At 71.6% G+C, this 26141-nt stretch carries 21 protein-coding genes; 10 read left to right on the top strand and 11 right to left on the bottom strand.

Features of this window, described 5'->3' with window-relative positions:
- Positions 1-190 precede the first annotated feature (190 nt).
- On the top strand, positions 191-580 hold the full coding sequence (locus GU5_RS0110415) for an ectoine synthase (protein ID WP_010525515.1): 390 nt from the start codon (positions 191-193) through the stop codon (positions 578-580).
- A gap of 103 nt (positions 581-683) precedes the next feature.
- On the opposite strand, the gene GU5_RS0110420 is transcribed toward GU5_RS0110415, so the two are convergent.
- Both GU5_RS0110420 and GU5_RS0110425 read right to left on the bottom strand, forming a co-directional pair.
- On the bottom strand, positions 684-1589 hold the full coding sequence (locus GU5_RS0110420) for an ROK family protein (protein WP_010525516.1): 906 nt from the start codon (positions 1587-1589) through the stop codon (positions 684-686).
- Between the two features lie 44 nt (positions 1590-1633).
- A complete protein-coding gene (locus GU5_RS0110425; protein WP_010525517.1) occupies positions 1634-2788 on the bottom strand; it encodes an ROK family transcriptional regulator in 1155 nt (384 codons plus the stop codon).
- Between the two features lie 230 nt (positions 2789-3018).
- On the opposite strand from GU5_RS0110425, the gene GU5_RS0110430 reads away from it, so the two are divergent.
- The 4 genes from GU5_RS0110430 (at position 3019) to GU5_RS0110445 (ending at position 8092) form a co-directional block, all read left to right on the top strand.
- A complete protein-coding gene (locus tag GU5_RS0110430; RefSeq protein ID WP_010525518.1) occupies positions 3019-4296 on the top strand; it encodes an extracellular solute-binding protein in 1278 nt (425 codons plus the stop codon).
- A 49-nt stretch (positions 4297-4345) separates the two neighbouring features.
- Positions 4346-5332, top strand: a complete 987-nt coding sequence (locus GU5_RS0110435; protein ID WP_010525519.1) for a carbohydrate ABC transporter permease — start codon at positions 4346-4348, stop codon at positions 5330-5332.
- Complete coding sequence (locus tag GU5_RS0110440) at positions 5329-6186, top strand: carbohydrate ABC transporter permease (RefSeq protein WP_010525520.1); 858 nt, start codon at positions 5329-5331, stop codon at positions 6184-6186. Before GU5_RS0110435 ends, GU5_RS0110440 begins: the two co-directional genes overlap by 4 nt.
- 85 nt (positions 6187-6271) lie before the next feature.
- Entirely contained in the window at positions 6272-8092 is a 1821-nt protein-coding gene (locus GU5_RS0110445) for a family 20 glycosylhydrolase (RefSeq protein WP_010525521.1), read from the top strand.
- 43 nt (positions 8093-8135) lie between these two features.
- Here GU5_RS0110445 and GU5_RS0110450 read toward each other — a convergent pair whose 3' ends face one another.
- Genes GU5_RS0110450 through GU5_RS0110460 form a run of 3 tightly spaced genes read right to left on the bottom strand, consistent with a single transcriptional unit; the run spans position 8136 to position 11758 of the window.
- Entirely contained in the window at positions 8136-8780 is a 645-nt protein-coding gene (locus tag GU5_RS0110450) for a bifunctional 4-hydroxy-2-oxoglutarate aldolase/2-dehydro-3-deoxy-phosphogluconate aldolase (protein WP_010525522.1), read from the bottom strand.
- A complete protein-coding gene (locus tag GU5_RS0110455; protein WP_010525523.1) occupies positions 8773-10416 on the bottom strand; it encodes an amidohydrolase family protein in 1644 nt (547 codons plus the stop codon). Before GU5_RS0110455 ends, GU5_RS0110450 begins: the two co-directional genes overlap by 8 nt.
- 10 nt (positions 10417-10426) lie before the next feature.
- Complete coding sequence (locus GU5_RS0110460) at positions 10427-11758, bottom strand: alanine racemase (RefSeq protein WP_010525524.1); 1332 nt, start codon at positions 11756-11758, stop codon at positions 10427-10429.
- Between the two features lie 150 nt (positions 11759-11908).
- On the opposite strand from GU5_RS0110460, the gene GU5_RS15265 reads away from it, so the two are divergent.
- From GU5_RS15265 to GU5_RS15270, 4 genes are all read left to right on the top strand, one after another.
- Positions 11909-12949 carry a sugar kinase gene (locus tag GU5_RS15265; protein ID WP_010525525.1) on the top strand — a complete coding sequence of 347 codons (1041 nt, stop codon included), beginning with the start codon at positions 11909-11911 and terminating at the stop codon, positions 12947-12949.
- Positions 12946-13701, top strand: a complete 756-nt coding sequence (locus GU5_RS0110470) for an IclR family transcriptional regulator (RefSeq protein ID WP_010525526.1) — start codon at positions 12946-12948, stop codon at positions 13699-13701. The genes GU5_RS15265 and GU5_RS0110470 overlap by 4 nt, the downstream gene beginning before the upstream one ends.
- Positions 13702-13704: 3 nt before the next feature.
- Entirely contained in the window at positions 13705-14106 is a 402-nt protein-coding gene (locus tag GU5_RS0110475) for a RidA family protein (RefSeq protein ID WP_010525527.1), read from the top strand.
- A gap of 230 nt (positions 14107-14336) precedes the next feature.
- On the top strand, positions 14337-15482 hold the full coding sequence (locus tag GU5_RS15270; RefSeq protein WP_010525528.1) for an ABC transporter ATP-binding protein: 1146 nt from the start codon (positions 14337-14339) through the stop codon (positions 15480-15482).
- A 102-nt stretch (positions 15483-15584) separates the two neighbouring features.
- On the opposite strand, the gene GU5_RS0110485 is transcribed toward GU5_RS15270, so the two are convergent.
- The 6 genes from GU5_RS0110485 to GU5_RS0110510 all read right to left on the bottom strand — a co-directional run bounded on the left by GU5_RS0110485 (position 15585) and on the right by GU5_RS0110510 (position 24575).
- On the bottom strand, positions 15585-17099 hold the full coding sequence (locus tag GU5_RS0110485; RefSeq protein ID WP_010525529.1) for a mannitol dehydrogenase family protein: 1515 nt from the start codon (positions 17097-17099) through the stop codon (positions 15585-15587).
- Positions 17100-17161: 62 nt separating this feature from the next.
- Entirely contained in the window at positions 17162-18952 is a 1791-nt protein-coding gene (gene cydC / locus GU5_RS0110490; RefSeq protein WP_237704713.1) for a thiol reductant ABC exporter subunit CydC, read from the bottom strand.
- The gene (cydD, locus tag GU5_RS0110495; RefSeq protein ID WP_010525531.1) at positions 18949-20805 is read right to left on the bottom strand and encodes a thiol reductant ABC exporter subunit CydD; all 1857 of its coding nucleotides are present in this window, start codon (positions 20803-20805) and stop codon (positions 18949-18951) included. Before cydD ends, cydC begins: the two co-directional genes overlap by 4 nt.
- Before the next feature lie 68 nt (positions 20806-20873).
- Positions 20874-21887 (bottom strand): cytochrome d ubiquinol oxidase subunit II, encoded by a 1014-nt coding sequence (cydB, locus tag GU5_RS0110500; protein WP_010525532.1) that lies wholly within the window; start codon positions 21885-21887, stop codon positions 20874-20876.
- Between the two features lie 15 nt (positions 21888-21902).
- Complete coding sequence (locus tag GU5_RS0110505; protein WP_010525533.1) at positions 21903-23333, bottom strand: cytochrome ubiquinol oxidase subunit I; 1431 nt, start codon at positions 23331-23333, stop codon at positions 21903-21905.
- A 255-nt stretch (positions 23334-23588) separates the two neighbouring features.
- The gene (locus GU5_RS0110510) at positions 23589-24575 is read right to left on the bottom strand and encodes a sugar-binding transcriptional regulator (RefSeq protein WP_010525534.1); all 987 of its coding nucleotides are present in this window, start codon (positions 24573-24575) and stop codon (positions 23589-23591) included.
- A 198-nt stretch (positions 24576-24773) separates the two neighbouring features.
- On the opposite strand from GU5_RS0110510, the gene GU5_RS0110515 reads away from it, so the two are divergent.
- Positions 24774-26141 carry a sugar ABC transporter substrate-binding protein gene (locus tag GU5_RS0110515; protein ID WP_029514212.1) on the top strand — a complete coding sequence of 456 codons (1368 nt, stop codon included), beginning with the start codon at positions 24774-24776 and terminating at the stop codon, positions 26139-26141.

Below are 26141 nucleotides of genomic sequence, written 5' to 3' on the forward strand. Positions count from 1 at the left end.
CGCCCGAGCCTCTCGTGTCCCCCGCGCTCCGCCTCCCGGCGCGGCACTCGCCGTGCGATGATGCGTGAGTCCGGGGGACACGGGCCGTGCGCGGCACCTGCCCCGCGCCGTCGACCGGACGGCGTCGCCCGGCCGTGTCGCCCCGACGACCTCCACCCTCCCCACCCCTCCCCGCAGACAGGAGACGAGCATGTACACGCTGCACATCGACGACCTCAACGACGGCGAGCGCGACATCCGCAACGAGGACTGGCGCTCCCGCCGAATGGTCCTCGGCCGCGAGAAGGTCGGCTTCTCGCTGCACGAGACCACCATCTACGCCGGCTCCACGCATGAGTTCTGGTACGCGAACCACATCGAGGCGGTCTACTGCGTCGGCGGCGCCGGCCGGCTGACCAACCTGGAGACCGACGAGGTCCACGAGATCACCGACGGCTTCCTCTACCTGCTGGACGGCCATGAGAAGCACCGCGTGGAGGCCGACGAGGAGCTCCGCCTGGTCTGCGTCTTCAACCCGCCGGTGACCGGCAAGGAGGTCCACGACGAGAACGGCGTGTACCCGCTGATCGTCGAGGACTGAGCGCCGCTCCCTCCTTCCCCGGCGACGCCGAACCGTCGCCCGGACCACGACGCCCGCCCCGGGATCCCCGCGATCCCGGGGCGGGCGTCGTCGTGCGCGGGGCTCACCCCACGTCTGCGCGACGCATGCCGACGCCCAGATGCGCGGCGCCGACCGCAGGAGCGCCGGAACTGGGCGGCAGCATCTCGAGGCGCTCGTCGATCCGCAGCGAGTGCAGGAAGTCCGATGCCTCTCCCGCCCTCCTCAGCTCGTCCACCACGACGTCCCGGAGCCGATCGCCGAGATGGACCAGACCTCCTCCGAGAAGCACGGTCGGCACGTCGAGCGTGAGCACGATCAGACGCACCGCCGCCGCGACGCCGGCGGCGAACTCGCGGCGCAGTCGCATCGCCCGCCCCTCTCCGCGGTCGGCGGCGTCGAACATCTCCAGCACCGGCAGATCCCCGCCGCCCCACCGCCGCGCCACGGCCCCGCCGCCGGCGACGGTCTCGAGGCATCCGCGCTGGCCGCACGGGCAGGTCTCCCCCCGCGGGTCGACCGATATGTGGCCGATCTCGCCGGCCACTCCGCCGACTCCGCGCTGCAGGACCCCGTCCACCACCACCCCGGCGGCGACGCCGGTGCCCAGATTGAGGTAGACCAGGCTCTCCCTCTCCCGCCCGCGGATCCGGCACGCGCCGATCGCGGCGGCCTTCACATCGTTCTCCACCCGGACCGGCACGCCCAGTTCGCGCTCCAGGATGCGCGCGAGGTCCAGGTCCCGCAGGCCGAGGTTCACCGCGTGACGCACCCGGCCGCTCGGCACCTCGATCTGGCCCGGGATGCCGACGCCGACCGATTCCGCCGACACCTCGCCGGAGGGTCCGCAGAGAGCGGCGACGGCCCGGCCCACCGTGTCGACGACACCTGACGGCCCGGGGACGGTGACGCACCGGTGCCGCGCGACGACCCGTCCTGCCGCATCGAGCGCCAGCGCCTCAGTCTTGGTCCCGCCGACGTCGAGCCCCACGCGGACGGGTCGTCCGACGACCGTCGCACCATCGAGTCGCCGCGTCATGAGACCCCCAGTTCGGCGGACAGCACCATGACCAGCCCGCCCTGGAGGACGAGGTCGTCGCTCTGCAGGGGCACGCGCAGTCGCACATGGGTGTGGAAGCGACTCAGCGTGTGGCTCCGGAGCTTCTCCAGCGCGGCGTCGAGCAGCGTGCCGCCGAAGAGCTCATGCGGGGCCGCGATGACCACGTCGGAGAGGTTCAGCGCACCGACGATGGGAGCCAGCACGAGAGCCAGCCGGCCGCCCGCCTCCCGGAGGACCTGCTCATGCGCTCTGTCGCCTCCCGGATGCGAGGCATCGGCCTCCTCGAGCATCCGCGTCAGCTGCGGGACGGACAGCCAGGCTTCCAGACAGCCGGTCTTCCCGCAGGCGCACTCGGGCCCATCGCCCTCTCCCACCTGGACGTGGCCGATCTCGCCGGCCGCCTGGGCGCTGCCGACGACGAGCTCACCGCGCACCAGCAGCGCCCCGCCGACGCCGCGCCCGACGCGGACGAGGAACATGTCCGGCTCGGCCTGCCCGAAGGTGTGCTCGGCGAGTGCCGCGGCGTTGGCGTCGTTGCCGACCACGGTGGGCACGCCCAGCGCGTCCTCCAGACGATCCCGCAGCGGAACCGCCTCCCATCCGAAGTTCGGCGCCTCCAGCACCTGACCGTCCTCCGAGATGATGCCCGGCGAACCGACTCCGACGCCGAGGACGCGCCCGTCGGCGACGTCCACGAGGGACCTGGCCAGGTCCACCACTTCGTCCACCGCGTCGTCGCCGGACCCGACCGTGGCGCGCGTCCGGATGCGCCGATCGAGCACGGCACCGGTGAGGTCCATCAGCGCGCCGACATTCTCCTCGGCCCCCGCGAGGTCCAGGGCGACGACCTGGATCCCATGCCGATCGAGGTCGACGAGCACGGCCGGCTTGCCCGGTCCGGAAGGTGCCCGCACCCCCTTCTCCACCACCAGCTCTCGCTCGAGGAGATGGGCGACCAGATCCGACGTGGTCACTCGCGTCAGCCCGGTCTCCCGTGCGAGATCGGCACGACTCATCGCACCGCCGTGGAAGAGCGTGCGCAGCAGCAGGGTCAGATTGTGGGCCCGAGCATGCCGCGGCAGGACGCGCTGCGACGATCCGGCTCGTCGAGGGGTGGCGAGACTCTCCATGTTTGTAAGTATGGCTTACAAAGCGGCTCCTCGCCTAGAGCGGATCGGAGCCGGTTCGCAGCGAGGCCCCCTCGGAGGGGTGCCGCCCGCGGCGTCCGCCGCGAACCCGCCGACCGCGACGGAGCTCGGAGCCCCCTTCCATTTTGTTAGTTAAGACGCCATACTTTTCCGCAGGGAGGTGTGACCCACACCACGCATCTCTGTCACAGCACCACGAGAGGAATCCACTCATGCGACGCTCGATCGCGACGACCACCGCCGCAGCCCTCGCCCTCACCCTCACGGCCTGCGGCTCCAGCTCCGAGGGCGGCACCGACGGCGAGGAGTCCGCCTCCGCGGATCTCACGATGTGGTTGATGGAGCGCTCCGTGCCCGAGGAGGCGCAGGACTGGCTCGTCGAGGAGTTCGAATCCCGGCACGAGGGCTCCACGCTGACCATCCAGCACCAGCCCTGGGCCGGCATCGTCGAGCTGCTCCAGACCTCGCTGCCCGATGCCGAGCAGACGCCCGACCTCGTCGAGGTCGGCAACACCCAGGCCTCGACCTTCACCTCCGTGGGCGCCTTCGCACCCGTCGACGACATGCTCGACGAGCTCGGCGGGGACTCGCTCATCGAATCCAGCCTCGACGCCGGCTCCTGGGACGGCACCGCCTACACTCCTCCGCTGTACGCCGGTTCGCGGGTCATCTACTACCGCAGAGACCTCCTGGAAGACGCCGGGATCGACGTTCCGCAGACGCTCGAGGAGCTCGGCGACGCGGCGATCGAACTCAACGAGGCCAACCCCGAGGACACCGAGGGTTTCACCGGCATCTACCTGGCCGCGGCCGACCCGAAGACGCTCGAAGGCTGGCTGTTCACGCACGGCGGCGACTACGCCGTGCAGGACGAGGACGGCACCTGGGAGGGACGACTCTCCAGCCCCGAGTCCCTCGACGGGCTCCGAGAGGCTCAACGCCTGATGGAGCAGGGATCCGAGTACGTCCAGGATTCCAGCGAGACGGTCCAGGCCGCCGGCGAGCTGTTCAGCGCCGGCCGCGTCGGCTTCCTCTCCGGCCTGCCCTACATGGAGGACGAGATCGACCAGGAGATGTGGGACCAGGACCAGGTCGGAGTCATCGCGCTGCCGGGACTCACCGAGGGAGAGCCGGGCGTGACCTTCGCCGGAGGGTCGAACATCGGCATCTCCGCGGCCTCGCAGAACCAGGAGCTCTCCCAGGAGGTCCTGACGCTCATCTACAGCGAGGAGTTCCAGTCGCTGCTGGCCTCGGAGGGCGGCTGGGTGCCCGGAAACCTGGACTACGCCGACGCCCTCGAAGGACCCAGCGCCGAGCCGTTCCAGGTCGCAGTGGAGAACTCCAAGCTGACCCCGAACACCCCGTCCTGGGGCGTGGTGGACAGCGCCCAGCTGCCGGTCGAGATCTGGACGCGCATCGCCGAGGGCGACGACGTCGAACAGGTGGCCGAGGAGATCGACTCCGAGATCGAGGACGTCCTCAACGACTGACCCTGTCGCATCCGCGCCCGGCCGGGTGCGGAGCCGGCCTGGAGGCCCCATGACGATCCACGCACCGACTTCCCGCCGACCGCTCGACGAGGCGGCGACCGACCGACCGACGCCCGAGCCGCCGCGGCCGTCCCTCCGGTCCCGCGGACAGGTCCTCACTCCGTACCTGCTGCTGCTCGTGCCGACGGCGCTCGTCGTCCTGGCCCTCGGCTACCCGATGATCCGCCAGCTGGTGATGTCGTTCCAGGAGTTCGGCTTCGCCCAGCAGTTCGGACAGCCCCCGGAATGGGTCGGGCTGGACAACTACACCGCTATCCTCTCCGACCCGTACTTCTGGGTCGTCACGCTCAGGACGCTGGTCTTCACCGCGGGGGCCGCCGGCACGACCATGGTCATCGGCGTCGCCCTCGCCGTGCTGATGCAGCGAGTGGCGCCGGCGGCACGCACAGCTGTCCAGATCGCCCTCGTGTTCGCCTGGGCGACCCCGGTCATCGCCGCCGTCGCGATCTGGAAACTGATGACCGACCATCGCAACGGCGTGGTCAACGACGTCCTCGTCGGCTTCGGACTCACCGAGTTCGAGGGCTTCGACTGGCTGGACGGCGGAGCGGCCACCTTCATGCTGATCGGCGCCACAGTGGTGATCTGGGCCAGCACGCCGCTGGTCGCCCTCTCCGTCTTCGCGGCGCTGGCACAGGTGGACGAATCCATGGTCGAGGCCGCCCAGCTCGACGGCGCCTCGCTGGGACGGACGGTCTGGAGCGTCCTGCTTCCGAACATCCGTCCGGTGCTGGTGCTCCTGGGCATCCTCCAGGTGATCTGGGACCTGCGTGTGTTCGCCCAGATCTACTCGCTGCAGCAGGGCGCCGGAAGCACCGAGGAGACCAATCTGCTCGGCACGTACATCTACCACACCGGCATCGGAGGCGGGAACTATGGCGTGGCCTCCGCGCTGGCCATGGTGATGCTGCTCCTCCTCGTGGCGCTCACCTGGCGATACATCCGCAGACTCGGCAAGCAGGGAGATCTGTCATGAGTGCCGCGAACTCCATCATGCGCCCCCGGACCGCCCGGGGTCGGACGACGCTGAACGCGGTGGCCGTCGCCGTCGCCCTGGTCTGGGTGTTCCCCATCTATTGGATGATCAACACCTCGCTCCAGCCGACGAGCACGGTGCGCGTGGAGGGACCGGCTCCGGTGCCCCTCGAGTTCACCCCGGAGGCATACCTCGGCGTGCTGGCCGACCAGAGCTTCTGGACCGCGCTGAGCATGAGCCTGCGGGTCAGCCTGCTCGCCGTCGCCGTCGCCCTGGTGTCGGCGACGCTCGCCGCCGTCGCGCTGAGCCGGTTCCGCTTCCGAGGCCGGGCCTCGGCGGTGGTCGCGGTCCTGGTCATCCAGATGATCCCGGCCGAGGCGCTGTTCATCTCCCAGTTCCGGATGCTCTCGGACTGGGGGCTGGTGAACACCGTGCTCGGGCTGTCCCTGCTCTACGTCGGCACAGTGATGCCGTTCATCGTGTGGATGCTCAAGGGGTTCGTCGACGGAGTCCCCGCCGACCTCGAGGAGTCGGCGATGACCGACGGCTGCACCCGATTCGGGGCGTTCGCCCGCGTCACGCTCCCGTTGCTGGGCCCGGGACTGGTCTCCACCGGCGTCTTCGCGTTCCTCGTCTCGTGGAACGAGTTCACGCTGGCCCTGGTGATCCTCTCCTCCGGCGGGCGGGTCACCCTCCCCGTCTGGCTCCAGGGCTTCCAGGAGGGCATCAGCGGCACCGACTGGGCGGGGGTCATGGCCGGGTCGACGCTCATCGCCGTCCCGGTGCTCATCCTCTTCAGCATCGTCCAGCGGCGCATGGCGCGCGGGATGGTCTCCGGAGCCGTCAAAGGCTGACCTCCCGCGCGCCGCCGACGCGCCCCGACGAACTCCCGACGATCTTCCGACAGACCGATCTCGACCTGACGACGAAGGACGCCCCATGAACCTCCCCCTGCACCCTGCTCCCCGCCGGATCGAAGAGATCCCGGGCCGCCCGCCCCACGCCGACGTCGACGTGCTCACCTCTCAGGACGATCAGCTGCCGCCTCAGGGCTATCGGCTGGAGTACGGCGAGACGGTGCGCATCGCCCACGCCGACGCCGCCGGGCTGCGGTATGCCCTGCAGACGCTCGCGCAGCTGCGGGCGACGTCTCCGACGCCGGACCGTGCCGTACGGATCGTCGACTGGCCGGACTTCGCCCGACGCGGCTTCCAGCTGGACATCAGTCGGGATCGGGTCCCCACGCGGGCCGGACTGCGACGGCTGGTCGACGTCCTGGAGCTGGCGCGGTTCAACCAGCTCGAGCTCTACATGGAGAACACCTTCGCCTACCGCGACCATGCGGAGGTGTGGCAGGACGCGTCGCCGATGACGCCCGAGGACCTGCGCTGGCTGGACGACCTCTGCGTCGCGCGCGGGATCGAACTGGTGCCCAACCAGAACACATTCGGCCACTGGGAACGGTGGCTGTCCCACGACGAGCACCGGCACCGCGCCGAACATCCCGAGTCGCAGACCTTCGCCGGCACGGTCCGTCCGCCGTCGACGCTGGCCCCCACGGACGACAACGCCCGATTCGTGACGGGCCTGCTCGACGAGCTCACGCCCCACGTCCGCTCGCGCCGGCTGAACATCGGCGCCGACGAGACCTGGGAGCTCGGGACCGGCGCCAGCCGGCAGCAGGTCGCGGCACGCGGTCTGGGCCCGGTGTTCCTCGACTACGTGGAGAAGGTGGCGCGTCCGTGGACGGATCGCGGATACACCGTCGAGTTCTGGTCCGACATCCTCGGCAGTCACCCAGAGCTCATGGACCGCATCCCCGAGGGCACTGTGCCGGTCGTCTGGCTCTATGACTCGCCGGACCACATCGCCACCGTCCTGGAACGCATGAGCCCGGCCGAGCAGGAGTTCAACCGAGCCCACGGCGTCGACGCCGAGCAGCTGCGGAGCTTCTCCTCCCGGGCTCGCGCGCTGATCGATGCCGGCGTGTCGTTCTGGGTCGCCCCCGGGACCGGGACCTGGCTCTCCTTCGTCGGACGGCTCGACAACGCGATCGGCAACATGGTCGATGCGGCGGAGACCGGAATCGCCCACGAGTCGGAGGGGTTCCTGCTCACCTGCTGGGGAGACGGCGGACATGTCGATCCGCCGGCCATCAGCTATGCGCCGATCGTCTTCGGCGGCGGCGTGAGCTGGGCCCTGGAAGCCAACCGCGACGTCGAGCATCGCCTCGCCGAGGTCCTCGACCGCCACGTCTTCGACGACGAGGCCGGCGTCCTGGGCGGGGTCCTGACCGACGTCGGACGCGTGGCCGACGGCCTGGACGCCGCGATCGGCAACGCCAGCCCGCTGTTCCGCGTCATCCAGCAGGCCGGAGCGATGGAGCCGCACCACGTCCCCTCGGCCGGGAGTCTGGCCTCGGCCCGTGATGTCCTCAGCTCCGCCCTGTCCCGGCTGGACGACGCCCGTCCCGCCGCCGCGGACGGAGCCGCGGTCATCGCCGAGATCCGTCAGGCGGTCCGCTGGGCGCTGTTCGGCGTCGAGGTGTTCGAGTCCGGCCTCGTCGCCGTCGTCGACGGCACCGCGGAGATGTCGAGGGAGACGGCACGAGGCCTCCTGGACCGCTTCGACAGCCTGCTGGCCGATCAGCGGCGGACGTGGCTGCTCGCCGCGCGTCCGGGAGGACTCGACACGAGCATCGCGCGGTTCGCACCGCTGCGGCGGAGGCTGGCACGCCTGGCGAGCGGATCCGCGGACTGACCGGTGATCCCGTCCCGCGGCGGACCCGCCCGACGATCCGAGGTCATGGACGCGCCGTGTCCAAGCTTCCGGTGAACGAGGCGGCGCGCTCGGCGATCTCCGTCCAGCCGCCGTCCCGCACCACGGCGGGCGGCACCACGGAGGTGCCGCAGCACACCGCCGCGGCTCCGGCGGCCAGGAAGGCCGCGGCGTTCTCGGCGCCGATGCCGCCCGAGGGCAGCAGCTGCACGCCCGGATAGGGCCCCTGGAGGTCCTTGAGGTATCGCGGCCCCACGGTTCCGGCCGGGAAGATCTTGACCGGGTCGGAGCCGAGCTCCATGGCGCGCCCCACCTCGGTCGGCGTCATCGCCCCGAGGCTGAACGGAACCTGCGCCTCGCGGGCGACGGCGGCCACGTCCTCGCGGATCCCCGGCGTCACCAGGAACTGCGCCCCGGCGTCGACGGCCTCGCGGGCCTGCTCCGCCGTCATGACGGTGCCGACGCCCACCATCGCCCCGTGCTCGGCGGCGGTCTCGGCGATGCGTCGCACATGCGAGGCCACGCCCGGGGTGGTGAAGGTGAGTTCGACGACGCGGATGCCGCCGGCGGCCAGGGCGGCGGCCAGCTCCGCGGCGTCGGGGATGTCCTCCGCGCGCACGACGGCGAGCGTCCTGTCGGCGGCGAGGCGGCCTGCCAGGGTCTCAGTCACGGGATTCAGTTCCTTTCTCGGTGCGGCGCAGCGCTCGGCCCGCGCGGTCCCCCGTGGGATGCCCGCGGCGCCAGGAGAGCACTCCGTTGACGTAGACGCTGTGGATGCCCGCGGCCGGCCGCCGGGGCTCGTCGAACGTGGCCCGGGCCTCGACCGCCTCGGGGTCGAAGAGCACCAGGTCCGCGGCCGAGCCGAGGGAGACGGTGCCGCGGCCGACGAGCCGCAGCCGGGCGGCGGGGCGTCCGGTGAGATGGTGGATCATCTCCTCGAGCGTGAGCAGCCCGAGGTCCCGGCAGTAGCGGCCCAGATACCGGGGGAAGGTGCCCCAGGCGCGCGGGTGGGGTCTGTCGCCGTGGAGCAGGCCGTCGCTGCCGCCGGTGTGGACGCGATGGGTCATGATCGTCTGGACGTTCTCCTCATGACCGACGTGCTGGAGGATGCCGGTGCCCAGCCGATCGGCGGTCAGGATCTCGCAGAAGACGTCGAACGGCTCGCGATCCGCCGAGGCAGCGAGCTCCGCGATCGTCCGGCCCACGCACTCGGCGAGCGCCGGGTCCTGCACGGAGGAGATCTCGAGGGCGTCCCATTCCATGGGCACGCCGTGGCATCCGTCGGATCCCTCGACCTCCAGGGCGTGGCGGATCCGCGCCCGCGTCCGAGGGTCCTCGAGTCGGGCGAGCGCATCGTCGGCGGAGCCGGCGGTGGACCAGCTCGGCAGCATGGCGGCGAGCGTGGTCGCACCGGGCAGGTAGGGGTAGGTGTCCAGCGTGATGTCGACGCCGTCGTCGAGCGCGGCATCGATCATCTCCAGCAGCTCCGGTGCCCGGCCGGCGTTCTCCGCGAAGTTCATCGTCGCGTGCGAGAGGTGCAGCGCGCACCCGGAGCGCCGGCTCAGCTCGATCATCTCGGCATAGGCCGCCAGCGCGCCGTGGCCGTAGGAGCGATGATGCGGGGCGTAGAACCCGCCGTGGACGGCGACTTCGGCGCAGAGCTGCTCGAGCTCGGCGGAGGACGCGTACATCCCCGGCGTGTACGTCAGCCCGCTCGACAGACCGACCGCTCCCTGCTCCATGGCCGCGGCGACCATCGCGCGCATCGTCGCGATCTCCGCGTCTGTGGCCGGGCGATCGTCGAATCCGACGACGGCGGCGCGCACCGTCCCCTGAGGGACGAGGTAGGCGGCGTTCGCGGCGATCCGCCGGCCGGCCTCGTCCGGGGCGTCCAGGCGGTCGAGGTACTCGGCCACAGTGCGCCAGTCGACGGCGAAGTCCTCCGGGTCGCCGTTCCATCCGGCGATCTTCTCCCGGATCACCGGCAGCGTGACGTCGGTGACCGGCGCGTAGGAGAGCCCGTCCTGGCCCAGCAGTTCGGTGGTCACGCCCTGGGAGAGCTTGGGCGCGTGCTCGGGACGGGTGAGCAGATGCAGGTCCGAGTGGGCGTGCATGTCGATGAAGCCGGGGCACAGGACCAGGCCTTCGGCGTCGACCGACGTCTCGTCGGACCGTGGCACGAGGCTGCCGGGCTCGGCGATCTCCGCGATCAGACCGTCGGCCAGCCGGACGTCGGCGATCCGACGGTCGGCGCCGGTGCCGTCGATCACGGCGGCGCATGAGACGAGCGTGGAGGGTATCGACATCGGGATGCTCCTAGAAGCAGGTCCGCACGGTCGAGACCACGCGGGCGTCCTGCGGCGAGTCCGCGTCGTCGAGCACCGGCAGCAGCTGCCACTTGTCCAGCGCGGTGCACGGATGCGAGAGCCCCAGACGCACCACGTCCCCGGGCGAGATCTCCTGATCCGGGTCGACGACGAGGAAGCAGTGCTGGTCGTTCACCGCGGTGATCGCGGCGTCCCGGAGCTCCGTCATCGGGCCGCCGAGCCGCGGCCCGATCAGCTGCGGCGCCGGGAGCCCCTCGTCGACGGGGACGTCCCTCTTGCCGGCGTCGAGGATGGCCAGTCCCGGCTCAGGCTGCGAGACCACCCGCGCCCAGCAGTGCATGGCCGAGCGCAGCGCGCCCGGTCCGTCAGGGTCGGTGCGGCCCAGCGGAGAGATCCCGCGATAGAAGCCGTCGTCGTGGATGATGCAGGCCCCGCTGCGCAGCACGACGCGCACGGCCGGCCGGCCCCCGCCCGCCTCGCGGACACGCTCGGCCAGCACGTCGACGACATCGTCGAAGAACGCGGATCCGCCGGCCGTGATCATCACCTCGTCGGCGGCGTACAGAGCCTCGGCGTCGAGCTGGTCATGGAGCATGCCGACGCGCTCGAGATAGCCGCGCACGATCGTCAGGGCGGCGGCGTCGCCGGTGTGCGCGAGCGCGCCCTCGTATCCGCCGACGCCCACCAGACGCAGCTGCGGGGCGGCGGCGACGGCGCGGGCGATCGCCACCGCCTCGTCATCGGTCCGCGCGCCGGTCCGGCCTCCAGGTGCACCGAGCTCCACGACGATGTCCAGCACCGCCTCCGGGAACTCGGCGAGCACGGCCTCCAGGCGTGCGACGGCACGCTCCGAGTCGACCCAGGACACGATCTCCGCGCCGTCGAGGACATCCTGCGCGGCCTCGCCGATCGCCCCGGGATCGGTGAGGACGTTGGCGACCATCACGCGTCGCACACCGTGCTGCCGGGCCACCCGGAGCTGCGGCGCGTTCGCCAGCGTGATGCCCCAGGCACCGTGGGCGAGCTGCTGCGCCCAGAGCTGCGGGGCCATCGTCGTCTTCCCGTGCGGCGCCCAGTCCACGCCGTGGCGGGAGCACCAGGCCGCGAACCGCTCGCCGTTGCCCTGCAGACGTCCGGCGTCGAGCGTCATCACCGGCGTCTGGAGACGCCCCAGCGCCGGCCGCTCCTCCGCGAGCTCGCGGGCGGTCAGGCCGTGGAAGGCACGCGGGACGGCGTGGTGCCGCCACCCCAGCACCTCGTCGGAGATCTCGTCGACGCGCTCCCGGTCGATGGGATCGATCAGACGCGGGGAATCGGCCACGGGTCCTCCTGCATTGCATATCATGCAATTAACGTTGCAAAGTGAGCAGGATCATGTTTAGCATCGACCGCACCGGCCGTCAACGGCCACCGCGCCTCCGGACGCCGGCGCGCGGCGAACGGAGGGGCGACGAGGGAGAGGGGCACACAGGTGACGGATGCGATCTGCCTGGGTGAGGCGATGGCGATGGTGACCCCGCCGCCGGGCGAGTGCCTCGCAGACTGCGACGCGCTCAGCCTGTCGATCGGCGGAGCCGAGGCCAACGTCGCCCTGGGCCTGTCGTCGCTCGGGGTGTCCACCGCCTGGGCGAGCCGCCTCGGCGACGACGCCTTCGGCGAACGCATCCGCCGGACGCTGCAGGACGGCGGAGTGGACGGCTCCTGCATCGAGCACGATCCGCGGCGGCACACCGGTCTCTACGCCAAGGACCCCGCCGCCCGCGCGGCGGACCGCATGCTCTACTACCGCGCCGGATCTGCGGCCAGCGCCATGGGACCGGACTTCCTGCGCACCGGGCGACTCCCCGGGTTGCTCGAGTCCGCGCGGCTGATCCACACCAGCGGCATCACCCCCGCGCTCTCCGCGGAATGCTTCGCGATGACAGAGGAGCTGCTGAGTCGCCGGCCCGGCGAGGCGCTGGTCTCCTTCGACGTCAACTGGCGCCCCGCCCTCTGGGAGGGCCGGGAAGCCGCCGATCTCGCCCGACTGGCCGACCGGGCCGACGTCGTGCTGGTCGGCCGGGACGAGGCGGAGGCCGCCTTCGACGTCCACGACGAGCACCAGCTGCGCGAGCTTCTGCCCTCGCCGCGCCTGCTGGTGATCAAGGACGAGGCGGTCGGTGCGGTCGCCCTGGAGGCCGACGGCGCCCGCACCCGCGTGCCGTCGCTGACCGTCGACGTCGTGGAGTCGGTCGGGGCCGGCGACGCCTTCGCCGCCGGCTATCTCGCCGAACTGCTCCGCGGCGGCGACCAGCGCAGGGCGCTGCGCAGCGGACACCTCTGCGCGGCGGCCACGCTCACCGTGCCGACCGACCGGGGACCGCTGCCGGCGACGGAGACGGCGGCCGCGGCACTGGCCTCCTCGGAGGCCGCATGGCGCGCCGTCCGAGCCTCGGCCGAAGGGCTTCAGCTGCCGCATCGACCCCTGCGACCGGACCATGAGCCGCCGCGCCGCGACGGGAGCAGATCATGAGCGAATCGCTCAGGCGCGCGCTGACCCTCCTCGACCAGCTCGCCCACGAGCCCTCGACGCTGGACGAGATCGCCGGGCGGACCGACGCCCACAAGACCACCGTCATGCGCCAGCTCCACACTCTGGAGGACTGCCGGTTCGTCGTGCGGGACGCGCGGGGACGGTATCGGATCGGCTCCAAGGTCCTGGAGCTCTCGGCCCTCGCACTGGAGGAGCGCAGCATCGTCTCCGTGGCGCGGCCACACCTGCAGCAGCTGAACCGGGCCACCGGGCACACCGTCCACCTCGCCGCCTTCGAGGGGCCCGACGTCGTCTACATCGACAAGCTCGAATCGCGCCATGCGGTGCGGATGTACTCCCGCGTCGGCCTCACCGCCCCGCTGCATGCGACCGCGGTGGCGAAGGTGCTGATCGCCGACCTGCCTGCCGCACGGCGCGAGCACATCGCGACGTCGCTGGACTACCGACGATTCACGGACCAGACCATCTCCGGCCCGCAGGAGTATCTCGCGGCGCTCGATGACGTCGCCGCGCGCGGCTGGGCGATGGACGACCGGGAGCACGAGGAGTTCGTGCACTGCGTCGCGGCTCCGGTCCGCGACGCCTCGGGCCGGGCGGTCGCCGCCGTCTCGACCTCGGTGCCGGTCGTGCTGGCGGACTCGGAGCAGCTGCTGGCCCTGGTGCCCTCGCTGACCGCCGTCGCGGAGGCGGCCTCCGCAGATCTGGGATGGAACCCGACAGAGAGGACCTGACACATGACCAAGCACATCATCAGCACGGAGAACGCCCCGCAGCCGGCGCACACCTTCTCGCAGGGACTCCGGAAAGGGCCGATCCTGCAGATCTCCGGCCAGGGCCCCATGGATCCGGAGACGGCGCAGTACATCGGCGACGGCGACGTCCGGGTCCAGACCCGTCGCACGCTGGAGAACATCCGAGCGATCCTGGAGGCCGGCGACGCCTCCATGGAGGACGTCGTCATGCTCCGCGTGTACCTGAAGGACCAGCAGGACTTCGCCGCCATGAACGAGGCCTACGCCGAGTTCATCGAGGAGCACGTGCCCAGCGGCCGGAAGCCCTGCCGCACGACCGTCTTCGTCTGCCTGCCCCACGAGGTCATGCACGTCGAGATCGACGCCCAGGCCGTCGTGGCCTGAGGTCCGACGGCGAGCCTCGCGAGTGTCATGCGCCACACATGCGATGGACAGCGCTCCCGAAATATGATGTGATTCACGTGATCGTGTCGCAGATCACGCGATGCGCGTCACACAACCGAACTGAGCGAACCCCGGAGAGGCTCCGAGCATCGGACAGCGCTCTCCGCGACGAGCTCCCATTCACAACGGATCGTCGGGCACGTACCTGCCCGTGAAAGGGACTGAAGACTATGGCCTCTGTGACCTATGACGCCGCGAGCCGCATCTACACCCCCGGTGCTCGCCCCGCCATCAACCAGCTCCATCTCGAGATCGCCGACGGCGAGTTCCTCGTGCTCGTCGGCCCCTCCGGCTGCGGCAAGTCGACCGCGCTGCGTATGCTCGCCGGTCTCGAGGAGGTCAATGAGGGTCGCATCCTCATCGGCGGCGAGGACGTCTCGCACGTCTCGCCGAAGGACCGCGACATCGCGATGGTCTTCCAGAACTACGCGCTCTACCCGCACATGTCCGTCGCCGACAACATGGGCTTCGCCCTGAAGATCGCCGGCGTCGACAAGGACGAGCGCCGCCGTCGCGTCGAGGACGCCGCGAAGCTGCTGGACCTCGAGGACTACCTCGACCGCAAGCCGAAGGCGCTCTCCGGCGGTCAGCGCCAGCGTGTGGCCATGGGCCGCGCGATCGTCCGCTCGCCGAAGGTCTTCCTGATGGACGAGCCGCTGTCGAACCTCGACGCCAAGCTCCGCGTGCAGACGCGCACGCAGATCGCCGCGCTGACCCGCAAGCTCGCCGTCACCACCGTCTACGTCACCCACGACCAGGTCGAGGCGATGACGATGGGCGACCGCGTGTGCGTGCTGAAGGACGGCATCCTCCAGCAGGTCGACTCGCCGCGCAACCTCTACGACGCCCCGGCCAACGTGTTCGTCGCCGGCTTCATCGGCTCCCCGGCGATGAACCTGCTGCAGGTCGAGCACGACGGCCACTCCATCAAGCTCGGCAACGACCGCTTCGAGATCAGCGGCGACGCGCTGAAGAAGACCTCGAGCAACAAGGTCGTCGTGGGCATCCGCCCGGAGGACATCGACCTCGGCTCAGACAGCGGCATCGACATGGACGTGGACCTGACCGAGGAGCTCGGCGCCGACGCCCACATCTTCGGCGAGCCGAAGAACCTCGACACCTTCCAGCCGCTGGTGGTCCGCGTCGACGGCCGCCGGCCCCCGCTGCGCGGCGACGTCGTCCGCATCGCACCGAAGATGGACCGCATCCACCTCTTCGACGTCGAGACCGGCCTGCGCCTCAACGGCGACATCCCGGACCACACGCCGCACGCGGCCCTCGCCGACGTCGAGGCCCTCGCGGACGAGGAAGAGTGAGCGAGCGCAGCGACGCCGCTGAACGCCGCTGAACGAAGGGGCCGGCCCCGGAGATCCTCCGGGGCCGGCCCCTTCGTCATGCGCGGACAGCCCCCGAGGAGCTCAGCGGCCGCGCAGCTCGCGCAGCAGCGCCCGCGCGCCGTCGGTGCGCAGCACGTGCAGCGCGCGCCGGTACGGTGCGGTGAACTCCGGCCGCTCGACCAGATCGCCGAAGAGCTCGGCGTCGCGGAGGAACGCCAGCGGATCCTCGTCGTGGCGGGCCGCGGCGTCCATGACCCGCTCGCGCAGCCGGTCGACCACCGGCCAGACCTCGCCGTTCTCCCCGACTCCCTCGGCGTAGCGCGCCCAGGAGGCGACGACCGCGGCGCTGATCGAGACGTCGCGGCCGGCGTCGAGGTTCTCGCGGATGACCGGCACCATCCAGGTGGGGATCCGATCGGAGGACTCGGCGGCCAGCCGGGCGAGCGTGTCGGCGACGTGCGCGTTGGAGAACCGCGCCATCAGCTCGTCCTTGTAGCTCTCCAGGTCGATGCCGGGCACCTCGGGCACCGTGGGCGTGCCCTCGCCGTCCATGTAGAGCTCGCGGGTGAAGGGGGCCAGGTCCTCGTCGGCGCTGGCCTCGTGGGCGTAGGTGTGCCCCAGCAGCAGTCCGAAGTAGGCGATCACCTGGTGGCTGCAGTTGAGCAGACGCAGCTTCATCAGCTCATAGGGCTCGACGTCGTCGACCATCTGCACCCCGACCTCCTCCCAGGCCGGCCGCCCGGCGGGGAAGTCGTCCTCCAGCACCCACTGGACGAAGTCCTCGCTGACCACCGGCCAGCGGTCCTCGATGCCGTAGTCCTCGGCGACCATGGCCACATCCTGCGCCGACGTCACCGGGGTGATCCGGTCGACCATGCAGTTCGGGAAGGCGACCTCATCGCCGATCCAGCCCGCCAGCTCGGCGTCCTTCGCCGCGGCGTAGGCCAGGATCATCCGCCGGGCGAGATCGCCGTTGCCGCGGACGTTGTCGCAGGAGAGCACGGTGAAGGGCTCGACGCCGGCGGCCCGACGACGACGCAGCGCCTCGACCACGACGCCGAACATCGTCTCCGGGAAGGCCGCCCGAGGCGCATCGGCGCGGAAGTCGGCGGCCAGGTCGCGAGCCACCGCCGAGGCGTCGAGCCGGAACTCGCCGGTGGATGGTTCGTAGTTGTAGCCGCCCTCGGTGACGGTCAGCGAGACGATCCGCACCGACGGATCGGTCATCCGCGCGAGCACCGCCGCCGGCTCCTCGGGGGCGAAGAGATACTCGGCGATCGACCCGACCACCCGGGCGTCGCGGTCGCCGTCGGGGGCCTTGGGCACCAGCGTGTAGAGCCCGTCCTGGGCGGCGAGCGCCTCGCGCATCGCCGCGTCGCCGGGCAGCAGCCCGACGCCGCAGATCGCCCAGTCCGGAGCGTGGCCGCCGCTGAACAGCCGATCCAGGTAGTACGCCTGGTGGGCGCGATGGAAGCCGCCGACGCCGATGTGCACGATGCCCACGCGGCGCGCGTCCAGGGAGTAGTCGGGCACGGTGAGCCGGCCGGCGTTCTGCGCGGCGATCTGCGGCAGAGAGGCGACGCTGAGTGCAGTCATGGAACGGTCCCTTCATCCATCGGTGATCAGCACCACACTAACAGATGAGTGTTTCGGATTACTCAGATGAGCGAATCGGGTTCGTCGCCCGCCGCACGCAGCCGGACGCGATGATCGACCAGCCGGTCTGCCACCGGCACATGGGAGAGCAGCACGACCGCGCGATCCCCGGCGGCGCCGAGCAGCTCCTCATGCAGCCGGTCGGCCATGGCCGGATCCACATGGGCGGTGGGCTCGTCGAGGACCAGCACCTCGGCCCCGGAGAGCAGCCCGCGGGCGACGGCGATCCGTCGGGCCTGCCCGCCGGAGAGCAGCACTCCGTCCATGCCGACCGGCGTGTCCAGCCCCTCGCGCGCCTGCGCCCATCCGCCCAGCCCGACGGCCTCGAGCACCGTCCAGAGCGCGGCGTCGTCGGCCTGCTCGGGCCCCTGCGGATGGGCCAGCGCCAGATTGGCCCGGATCGTAGCGTCGAAGAGGTGGGCGTCCTGCTCGATCAGGCACACCCGGCGCCGCAGCTGCTCGCCGGTCAGCGCGGCGGCGTCGACGCCGCCGACGCGCAGCGTGCCGACGTGGTCGAGGAGACCGACCAGCCCCTGCGCCAGAGCCGTCTTGCCGACGCCGCTGGGCCCGGTGACCACCGCCCGCTCGCCGGCGCGCAGACGCAGCGTCACCGGGGCGCTGACCGGAGCCGTCGCGCCCGGTCGGCGGACCGCGACGTCGATCAGCTCCAGGGCCGGCGCCGAGGGGTCAGGCGCCGAGGGGTCAGGCGCCGGCGGCTCCTCCGAGGAGCCCGCCGACGTGCCCGCCGACGCGCCCGGCGGCTCCGAAGCGACGTCGACGATCCGCCGCGCGGAGGCGAGCACGCCGCGACGGGCCGAGATCGCCGGCGGCACGGCGGCGACGACGTCGAAGACCGCCAGCGGCACCAGGGCGAGCACCGCCAGCATGGCCGGGTCGACCTCGCCGGGCCGCGGCAGGAAGCCCGGGCCCAGCGACCGAGGCGGCTCCAGCGCGTCGAGGCCGACCAGCAGCAGTCCCAGCACGGCCGCCCCGGAGGCCGCGGCGAGCACCGCCGAGGCCACGCCGGTGCCGGCCGCGCTGCGCAGCGCGGTGCGACGCAGCCGGGCGTCGACGTCCTCGACCCGGCGCAGCTGCGCCTCGACGGCGTCGTAGGCCAGCAGCACGTCGAGGTCGGCGACCAGCTCCAGGATCTCGTCGGCCAGCCGGCCGCGCAGCCCGGCGGTGCGCCGCTCGGCGCGGGCGGCCAGCGCCCCGTGCAGCAGCGTGCCGGCCGTCGCGGCGACGACGAGCAGTCCGGCCAGCAGCGCGGCGGCGGACGGATCGAGGAAGGCGACCCCGGCCACGGCGGCCAGCGCGACGATGGCCGAGCTGACCAGCGGCTGGATCACGCGGGTGGGACGGTCGAGCAGCTGGTCGACGTCGGAGACCATCCGGGCGAGCAGGTCCCCGCGGCGCCGCCCGCCGAGTCGGGCGGGGGCCAGCGGGATGAGCCGTTCGACCAGACCGACGCGCAGCTCGGCCAGGACCCGGAAGGCGGCGTCGTGCGAGCTGAGCCGCTCGAGATAGCGGAACGTCGCCCGCGCCAGGGCGAAGGCGCGCACTCCGACGACCAGCAGGCTCAGATAGAGGATGGGCGGCTGCTCGGCCGCGCGGGTGATCAGGTACGCCGAGGCGGCCAGCAGCAGCACTGCGCAGAGCCCGGAGAGCGCACCGAAGCACAGGCCGGGAGCCATCCGACGCCAGCCCGGCATCGTGAGGCGCAGCAGGGCGGCACGGCCCGCCGTCGGCATCGCCGGCGTCGTCGGAACCGTCGGCGTCGTCCTCCCGGTCATCGGCGGCCTCCCCTCGTCGCGACGGCGGCGGTCGCCCGGGCCGCAGTCGCCCCGGCCGCCGAGGAGTCCGCACCGGGGACCAGGTCGATCCGCTGGTCGGCGGCCTCGATGACCGCCGAGCGGTGGCTGATGACCAGCACGACCCGGCCGACCGCGGCCTCCGCGCGCAGCGTGGCCAGCAGCCGCTGCTCGGCCTCGGCGTCCAGCGCGGCACTGGGCTCGTCGAGCAGCAGCACCGGACAGTCGCGCGCCCGGGCACGGTGCAGCGCCCGCGCCAGGGCGACGCGGTGGGCCTGCCCCCCGGAGAGACCGTCGCCCCGGACACCCAGCCGCCGGCGAGGGTCCAGGGCGGCGAGATCGACGGCCGCCAGCGCCGAGCGGACGGAGGAGGCGCCGTCGGCACCGGCGTGCTCGGCCCCCGACGCCGCGGGCTCGCCCAGGGCCACGTTCTCCGCCACAGTGCCGGCGCGCAGCCCATGGTCCTGCCCGGACCAGGCGATCGCCGCCCGAGGCAGCGGCACCTCGCCCTGCGGACCGTGCAGTCGTGCCCCGCCGGCGGCCGGCACCAGTCCGAGCAGCGCGGCGAAGAGCGTGGACTTGCCGACGCCGCTGGGCCCGGTGAGCACCGTCAGCTCGCCGGGGCGGGCGGTCAGCGCCACGCCGTCGAGGACGCGTCGACCGCCGCGGTCGACGCTCAGCCCGGCGACCTCCAGCCGCGCCCCGCGAGCGACCCCCGCGCCGGAATCGGCCGCACCGACGGCGTCGGCCTGATCGCCCGCCGGCCGGGTCGTCGCGCCCTCGCCGCGGGCGATGATCGCGAAGACCTCCTCGGCCGCGGCCAGTCCGTCGGCGGCGGCGTGATACGTCGCCCCGACCTGGCGCAGCGGGGCGAAGGCCTCGGGGACGATCAGCAGCGCGGTCAGCCCCACCAGCAGCACCATCTGCCCGTCGACCAGCCGGATCCCGATGGAGACGGCCACCAGCGCAGTGGAGAGGCTCGCGGCGAGCTCCAGCACGAAGCCGGAGAGGAAGCTGACCCGCAGCACCGCCATCGTGGAGCGCCGATGCGCCTCGGAGAGCCGGTGCAGGTTCTCCCGCTGGCGGTGCGCCCGACCGAAGATGCGCAGCGTGGACAGTCCCTCGACCACGTCCAGATACCGGCGGCCGAGCGTGTCGAGCCGATCGCGCTGCCGACACTGGGCCGACTGGGTCGTCCAGCCGACCAGCACCATGAACAGCGGGATCAGCGGCATGGTGACCGCGACGATGATCGCAGTGGTCAGGTCCAGCAGCGCCAGCACGATCAGATGCACCGGCACCGCCAGCACAGTGAGCACCAGCTGCGGCAGATGCCGGGAGAAGTAGGCGTCCAGCGCATCCAGCCCGGGGCCCAGCGTGGTCGCGGCCCGGGCTCCGCCGGCGACGCCGAGGCCCGCGCCGTCGGCATCGCCGTCGACGTCGCCGTCGACGTCGCCGTCGACGTCGAGACCGGCGTCTCCGGCCCGCGCCAGCGCCCGGACCGCCGCGGCGCGCAGCTGACTCTTCACCCGGGCCGCCGCCCGCGCGGCGAGCACCTCCTCAGCCCAGGTCAGCACTGCACGCAGGAGCACGACCCCGGCGAGGGCGGTCAGCAGCAGCACCAGCCGACGCTCGGCGGACATCGCCCCCAGCGCTGCGAGCGGCCAGTCCGACGAGGCTCCGACCAGCTCGGCGCCGCTGACCACCGCCGCGGCGACCAGCGCGCTGAAGACCAGCACCAGCACCACGCGCAGCAGACCAAGGGCGACCTGCGCGGCCAGGAACCCGCGCGCGGCGCGGGCATGGCGCAGCAGGCGCGGATCCAGCGGCTTCACGGCGTCACCTCGTCACAGTCGGGAGCGGGTCGGGAGCGGCGGGCCGGGGGCGGTGGGCGGCCACGGCGTCAGTGCGCCGCGGAGGCGATGTGTTCGCGGGTCAGCCGCCGGCGGAACACCCAGTAGGTCCAGATCTGATACCCGATCACCAGCGGCGTGGTGAACGCGGCCACCCAGAGCATCACGCCCAGCGTGTAGTCGGTGGAGCTGGCGTTGTCGATGGTCAGCGTCCCGACGCCGGAGGTCGAGGGCAGCACCGTCGGGAAGAGCACCAGGAACAGCGTGCTGATCGCCGCGGCCGTCGTCACCGCCAGACCGGTGAAGGCCAGCCCCTCGCGACCGACGAGGTTCGCCGCCAGTCCGCCGACCAGTGCGAGCGCGGCGAGGACGCCGACCACCAGCGCCGGACCGGCCAGCGCGGCGTCGCGGTGCTCCAGCAGCGTCCAGACGAGCAGTCCGACGGCGGCCGCGGCGGCGGGGGCCCCGACGCCGGCGGCGAGCCGACGCGCCCGGGTGCGGATGGCGCCGTCGGTCTTCAGCGCGATGAACACCGCACCGTGGACCAGGCAGAGCAGCGTCAGCGTGACACCTCCCAGCACGGTGTAGGGGTTGACGATGTCGGTGAATCCGGCGCGGACGTCATGATCGGCGGTCATCGGCAGGCCCTGCACCACGCCGGTGAAGATCAGCCCCCAGAGGAAGGCCGGAGCCAGCGAGCCGACGATGATCATCCGGTCGAAGGCCCGCTTCCACCCGGCGTGCTTGCGCTGGTGGCGGAACTCGAAGCTGACGCCGCGGGCGATCAGCGCCAGCAGGATGAGCAGCAGCGGCAGGTACATGCCGGAGAACAGCGAGGCGTACCACTCGGGGAAGGCGGCGAAGAGCACCGCGCCGGCGACGATCACCCAGGTCTCGTTGAGATCCCAGACCGGGCCGATGGTGTTGATCACCACGCGCCGATCGGTGTCGTCGCGGCTGAGCAGCGGCAGGGCCATGCCGACGCCGAAGTCGAAGCCGTCGAGGACGAAGTAGCCCACGAAGAAGAAGGCCACGAGGATGAACCAGAGCTGGGTGAGTTCCATGATGCGGCTCCTGCCTCAGTAGACCATCGCGAAGTCGGCGTCGTCGGCGCTGCTTCCGCCCTCGCCGTCGTCGTCCTCGGCGATCTCCGGCGGCCCCTCCTGGGCGGCCTTGAGGATCAGCCGGAACTCGACGACGGCCAGCACCCCGTAGATCAGCGTGAACGCGGCCAGCGAGATCGCGACCTGCCAGCCGGCGACCGTCGGCGAGACGGCCGCGGCGGTCTTCATCTCGCCGAAGACGATCCACGGCTGCCGGCCCATCTCGGTGAAGACCCAGCCGACCAGCGAGGCCAGCAGCGGCAGCGGGGCGGTCCAGATCAGCGCCCGCCACTTCAGGTCCTCCGCCCGGGCGCCGAGCGGCCGGGCCTTCTTCCGGGTGAACCACAGCGCGATCAGCGAGACCAGCGCCGAGCAGGCTCCCAGTCCGATCATCCATCGGAAGGCCCAGTAGGTGATCCAGATGATCGGGGTGTACTCGCCGGGTCCGAACTGGGCGACGTACTGGTCCTGCAGGTCGTTGATGCCCTCCACCTCGCCGCCGAGGGTGTGGGTGGACAGCAGCGAGAGCAGATGCGGGATGCGGATGGAGAACAGCTCCGAGGCACCGTCGGGGGTGCCGAGGGTGAAGATCGAGAAGCTGGCGTTCTTCGTGGTCTCGTAGAGGCCTTCGGCGGCGGCCATCTTCATCGGCTGGGCGTCGACCATCGCCAGCGAGAGCTGGTCGCCGGAGAGCCCGACGCCGGCGAAGGCGGCGACGTTGGCCCACAGGCCGGTCTTCAGCGCCGGGCGCATGGTCTCGACATGCTGGCGACGGCGCAGATGCCAGGCGGCGACGGCGACCATCACCGCCGCGGCGAACATGATCGCCGCGAAGATGGTGTGCGGGAAGGCGGCCAGGGCGACCGGGTTGGTCAGCACCTCCCAGAGGCTGGTCAGCTCCGCCCGACCGCGCTCGGCGTTCATCGTGTAGCCCACCGGGTTCTGCATGAACGCGTTGGCGGCGAGGATGAAGTAGGCCGAGAGCGTGCTGGCGATGAAGACCACCCAGATGCAGGCCAGATGGGCCAGCCGCGGGATGCGGCCCCAGCCGAAGATCCAGAGCCCGATGAAAGTGGCCTCGAAGAAGAAGGCGGCCAGCCCCTCGATGGCCAGCGGGGCGCCGAATACGTCGCCGACGAAGCGCGAGTACTCCGACCAGTTCATCCCGAACTGGAACTCCTGGACGATGCCGGTGACCACGCCCATGGCGAAGTTGATCAGGAAGATCTTGCCGAACAGTCGGGTCAGCTTCAGGTAGGTGACCTTGTTCGTCCGCACCCAGGCGGTCTGCATGATCGCCGCCATCAGGGCCATCCCGATGGTCAGCGGCACGAACAGGAAGTGATAGAGCGTGGTCAGCCCGAACTGCCAGCGTGCCATGGTCAGCGGGTCGAAGATCTGTTCCATGAGCGCCCACCTGCGCCTTCTCCGGCTCGAGGGTCCGCGCCCGACGGTCGGCGTCGCCGGCTGCGGTGATCCACCACGGGGATCACGGGCGTGATCCTATGCGGCGGAGTGCGCTCCGGCGAGGGTCGACGAGACCCGTCGCGGCGGGGAGGCCGGCGTCCGCGCGCCGTCGCCCCGCGAAGAATTCTACGCCGTGTAGAAGAGTTTTTCTACACGGCGTAGAACAGAGGCGCCGACCGAGGCGGACCCTCGCCCTCAGCGCACGTCGAGCATCTCGGCGAGCTGGTCGGCCAGCTCGGCGGAGATCACCAGATCATCGACGAAGCTCCCGCGGGCCGCGGCGATCACCGCGGCGGGCTGTCCCACCGCCGGCGCGACGGCGACCACCCGCGAGCGACGCAGCTGGGCGGGGTAGACCCCGACGACCCGATCCTCCATGACCGACTCGACCACCCCGCCCGACTCGTCCAGCAGGATCCCCGAACACTCGGCCACGACGCCGGCCTCCCGGGCCCGACGATGCTCCTCCTCGCTGAAGCGCCCCCAGAGCGTGGATCCCCCGGGATGCCAGGCGCCGATCGAGACCACGGCGACGTCCATCTCGTCGGCGGCCTCCAGGGCGGCCCGGACCTCGTCGGTGCCGCGCAGCGCGGCGGCGACGGCGGCGGAGTCGACGATCAGCGGCGTCGGCAGCGGCCAGACCTGGCCGCCGGCGCGGGCGCCGAGCCGATGGACCAGCGTCGAGGAGTCCGCCGTCGAGGACCCCGGGGCGCTGAGCGGGCCGACCAGCTGGACGATGTCCACCTTCGGCATGCCCTCGAGATGCTCGGGCAGGTGGCTCAGCGTCCGGGACCAGGAGACCCCCAGCCGGGCGCCGTCGTGCAGCCCGAGGGGCAGCAGATGGGCGACCTGACGAGCCAGCGCCGACCGCATGGTCTCATCTGAGCGCTGGGCGACCACGGTGACCGAGGAGACGCCCAGCGCGGCCGCCAGGTCGGCATGGTCGGCGCCGGAGTCGGAGGGGTTGACGATGGTGATGCGCACCACCCCCTCGTCGCGCGCCTGGTCCAGCAGTCGGGCCACCTGGAAGCGCGAGAGGCGATGCCGGCGGGCGATCTCCACCTTCGAGCGACCGTCGAGATAGTGCTCGCCGGCCAGCTCGGCCATCAGTGCCAGGGCGCGCCGATCAGGGTGCTGCGCGGCGGCCTCGGCGGGCTCGTCGGGTCGGCGATCCTGCGGCATGTCATCCTCCAATGCTTGCTCATCCGAGCATATATGACTAAGGTCACCTAACAAGTGAGCGATACATCACACTCAAACGAGCACCCTCCCCGATGATGACTCCGTGGAACGTGCGGGAATACCGACTCTTTCCCACACTTTCCACGGACTCATCGCAGGGCGGGAGGGCTCGGCGGCACAGATGAGGAACCTCCCACCATGACACCTCCTCCACCCTCCCGACGGACGGTGCTCGGCGCCGGGTTCGGCGCCGGCCTGGGCGCGACGCTGGGGCTGACCTCCTGCGCGCCGGCGACGTCGTCCGGCGGCCGCGAGACGATCGTCGTCGCCATCGTCTCGAATCCGCAGATGCAGGACGCGATGAGCCTGATCGAGCACTTCCGCGCCGACCACCCGCACATCGACGTGCGCTTCGTCCCGCTGCCGGAGAACGAGGCCCGGGCGAAGATCACCGCCTCGGTCGCCTCCGGCGGCGGCGAGTTCGACGTCGTGATGATCTCCAACTACGAGACCCCGATCTGGGCGGCCGACGGCTGGCTGACCCCGCTGGACGACTACATCGCCGCCACCGACGGCTACCGGCCCGACGACTTCATCGGCACCATTCGCGACGCGCTCTCCCACGACGGCGCGCAGTACTCGGTGCCCTTCTACGGCGAGTCCTCCTTCATGGTCTACCGCCGCGACCTCTTCGAGCAGGCCGGGCTGACCATGCCCGAGCAGCCCACCTGGGAGGAGATCCGCGGCTTCGCCGAGCAGCTGCATTCCCCCGACGACGGGGTCTCGGGCATCGCGCTGCGCGGTCTGGCGGGCTGGGGCGAGGTGCTCGCCCCGCTGAACACCGTCATCAACACCTTCGGAGGCCGCTGGTTCGACCCCGACTGGCGCCCCATGCTCGACTCCGACGCCGTCCACGAGGCCGTCTCCACCTACGTCGACACGCTGCGCACCTGGGGACAGCCCGGCGCGGCCACCGCCGGCTTCGGCGACTGCCTGACCCGCTTCGGCCAGGGCGACGCGGCCATGTGGTACGACGCCTCCTCGATGGTCTCCGGCCTCGAGGACCCCGACTCCTCCACCGTCGTGGGGAACACCGGCTACGCGCTGGCCCCCGTGGTGGAGACCGACTACTCCGGCTGGCTCTACTCCTGGAGCCTGGCCATCCCGGAGACCAGCCCGCGCAAGCAGGCCGCCTGGGACTTCATCGCCTGGATGACGCATCCGGACTACTTCCAGCTGGTCGGCGAGGAGCGCGGCTGGGCGGCCCTGCCGCCGGGGTCGCGGAAGTCCACCTACGACATCCCGGAGTACGCCGAGATCGCCGAGCACTACGCCGAGCCGACGCTGACCTCGATGGACCACGCCACCCAGGAACACTGCCTGGTCTCCGAGGTCCCCTACCCGGGCATCCAGTTCGTCGGCATCCCCGAGTTCCAGGACCTCGGCACCCGCGTCGGCCAGCAGATCTCCGCGGCGGTGGCCGGACAGCAGAGCGTCGCCGACGCGCTGCGCCAGTCGCAGACCTTCGCCGAGTCCGTCGCCCGCACCTACGGATGGGAGGGCTGA

It is taken from the genome of Nesterenkonia sp. F (assembly GCF_000220985.1).
Taxonomy (GTDB): domain Bacteria; phylum Actinomycetota; class Actinomycetes; order Actinomycetales; family Micrococcaceae; genus Nesterenkonia.

Excerpts from the sequence above, each read along its gene's own strand:
- GU5_RS0110430 (WP_010525518.1), top strand. The coding sequence starts at position 3,019 with ATGCGACGCTCGATCGCGACGACCACCGCCGCAGCCCTCGCCCTCACC.
- GU5_RS0110435 (WP_010525519.1), top strand. The coding sequence starts at position 4,346 with ATGACGATCCACGCACCGACTTCCCGCCGACCGCTCGACGAGGCGGCG.
- GU5_RS0110445 (WP_010525521.1), top strand. The coding sequence starts at position 6,272 with ATGAACCTCCCCCTGCACCCTGCTCCCCGCCGGATCGAAGAGATCCCG.
- GU5_RS0110415 (WP_010525515.1), top strand. The coding sequence starts at position 191 with ATGTACACGCTGCACATCGACGACCTCAACGACGGCGAGCGCGACATC.
- cydB (WP_010525532.1), bottom strand. The coding sequence starts at position 21,887 with ATGGAACTCACCCAGCTCTGGTTCATCCTCGTGGCCTTCTTCTTCGTG.
- GU5_RS0110510 (WP_010525534.1), bottom strand. The coding sequence starts at position 24,575 with ATGCCGCAGGATCGCCGACCCGACGAGCCCGCCGAGGCCGCCGCGCAG.
- cydC (WP_237704713.1), bottom strand. The coding sequence starts at position 18,952 with ATGACCGGGAGGACGACGCCGACGGTTCCGACGACGCCGGCGATGCCG.
- GU5_RS0110440 (WP_010525520.1), top strand. The coding sequence starts at position 5,329 with ATGAGTGCCGCGAACTCCATCATGCGCCCCCGGACCGCCCGGGGTCGG.
- GU5_RS0110515 (WP_029514212.1), top strand. The coding sequence starts at position 24,774 with ATGACACCTCCTCCACCCTCCCGACGGACGGTGCTCGGCGCCGGGTTC.
- GU5_RS0110475 (WP_010525527.1), top strand. The coding sequence starts at position 13,705 with ATGACCAAGCACATCATCAGCACGGAGAACGCCCCGCAGCCGGCGCAC.
- GU5_RS15270 (WP_010525528.1), top strand. The coding sequence starts at position 14,337 with ATGGCCTCTGTGACCTATGACGCCGCGAGCCGCATCTACACCCCCGGT.
- GU5_RS0110470 (WP_010525526.1), top strand. The coding sequence starts at position 12,946 with ATGAGCGAATCGCTCAGGCGCGCGCTGACCCTCCTCGACCAGCTCGCC.
- GU5_RS0110505 (WP_010525533.1), bottom strand. The coding sequence starts at position 23,333 with ATGGAACAGATCTTCGACCCGCTGACCATGGCACGCTGGCAGTTCGGG.
- GU5_RS0110455 (WP_010525523.1), bottom strand. The coding sequence starts at position 10,416 with ATGTCGATACCCTCCACGCTCGTCTCATGCGCCGCCGTGATCGACGGC.
- GU5_RS0110425 (WP_010525517.1), bottom strand. The coding sequence starts at position 2,788 with ATGGAGAGTCTCGCCACCCCTCGACGAGCCGGATCGTCGCAGCGCGTC.
- GU5_RS0110485 (WP_010525529.1), bottom strand. The coding sequence starts at position 17,099 with ATGACTGCACTCAGCGTCGCCTCTCTGCCGCAGATCGCCGCGCAGAAC.